The sequence below is a fragment of the Granulicatella sp. HMSC31F03 genome, assembly GCF_001807725.1.
GTDB lineage: Bacteria > Bacillota > Bacilli > Lactobacillales > Aerococcaceae > Granulicatella > Granulicatella adiacens.
Window position 1 is genome coordinate 1 of the sequence record NZ_KV790858.1, and the last position, 1,728, is coordinate 1,728.

A 1,728-nucleotide genomic window follows, 5' to 3' on the forward strand; every position below is an offset into this window, starting at 1 on the left:
TAATGAAGAAACAACAATTTCTTATCTCTTAAAGAGATACAATAAGTCAGTAATTAAAATGAGCTTTTCAAAGCTCATGAAAATTCAAATTTTTCATGAGAGTTTGATCCTGGCTCAGGACGAACGCTGGCGGCGTGCCTAATACATGCAAGTCGAACGAGAGCGACCGGTGCTTGCACTGGTCAATCTAGTGGCGAACGGGTGAGTAACACGTGGGTAACCTGCCCATCAGAGGGGGATAACATCCGGAAACGGATGCTAAAACCGCATAGGTCTTCGAACCGCATGGTTTGAAGAGGAAAAGAGGCGCAAGCTTCTGCTGATGGATGGACCCGCGGTGCATTAGCTAGTTGGTGAGGTAACGGCTCACCAAGGCCGTGATGCATAGCCGACCTGAGAGGGTGATCGGCCACATTGGGACTGAGACACGGCCCAAACTCCTACGGGAGGCAGCAGTAGGGAATCTTCCGCAATGGACGCAAGTCTGACGGAGCAACGCCGCGTGAGTGAAGAAGGTTTTCGGATCGTAAAACTCTGTTGTTAGAGAAGAACAAGTGCTAGAGTAACTGTTAGCGCCTTGACGGTATCTAACCAGAAAGCCACGGCTAACTACGTGCCAGCAGCCGCGGTAATACGTAGGTGGCAAGCGTTGTCCGGATTTATTGGGCGTAAAGCGAGCGCAGGCGGTTCCTTAAGTCTGATGTGAAAGCCCCCGGCTCAACCGGGGAGGGTCATTGGAAACTGGGGAACTTGAGTGCAGAAGAGGAGAGTGGAATTCCATGTGTAGCGGTGAAATGCGTAGATATATGGAGGAACACCAGTGGCGAAGGCGACTCTCTGGTCTGTAACTGACGCTGAGGCTCGAAAGCGTGGGTAGCAAACAGGATTAGATACCCTGGTAGTCCACGCCGTAAACGATGAGTGCTAAGTGTTGGAGGGTTTCCGCCCTTCAGTGCTGCAGTTAACGCATTAAGCACTCCGCCTGGGGAGTACGACCGCAAGGTTGAAACTCAAAGGAATTGACGGGGACCCGCACAAGCGGTGGAGCATGTGGTTTAATTCGAAGCAACGCGAAGAACCTTACCAAGTCTTGACATCCTTTGACCACTCTAGAGATAGAGCTTTCCCTTCGGGGACAAAGTGACAGGTGGTGCATGGTTGTCGTCAGCTCGTGTCGTGAGATGTTGGGTTAAGTCCCGCAACGAGCGCAACCCTTATTACTAGTTGCCAGCATTGAGTTGGGCACTCTAGTGAGACTGCCGGTGACAAACCGGAGGAAGGTGGGGATGACGTCAAATCATCATGCCCCTTATGACTTGGGCTACACACGTGCTACAATGGATGGTACAACGAGCAGCGAACTCGCGAGGGTAAGCGAATCTCTTAAAGCCATTCTCAGTTCGGATTGTAGGCTGCAACTCGCCTACATGAAGCCGGAATCGCTAGTAATCGCGGATCAGCACGCCGCGGTGAATACGTTCCCGGGTCTTGTACACACCGCCCGTCACACCACGAGAGTTTGTAACACCCAAAGTCGGTGAGGTAACCATTTGGAGCCAGCCGCCTAAGGTGGGATAGATGATTGGGGTGAAGTCGTAACAAGGTAGCCGTATCGGAAGGTGCGGCTGGATCACCTCCTTTCTAAGGATAAACCTCAGTGCCGCAAGGTATTGAAGGTAATACGGAACCCTACAGGGTTTAGACTTCTTTGTTTAGTTTTGAGAGGTT

The 1,728-nt window shown here is 51.3% G+C and carries 1 rRNA gene; it reads left to right on the plus strand.

What is annotated here, in order from left to right:
• Positions 1-91 precede the first annotated feature (91 nt).
• Positions 92-1,641, plus strand: a 16S ribosomal RNA gene (locus HMPREF3106_RS06030).
• The last annotated feature ends 87 nt before the right edge of the window (positions 1,642-1,728 follow it).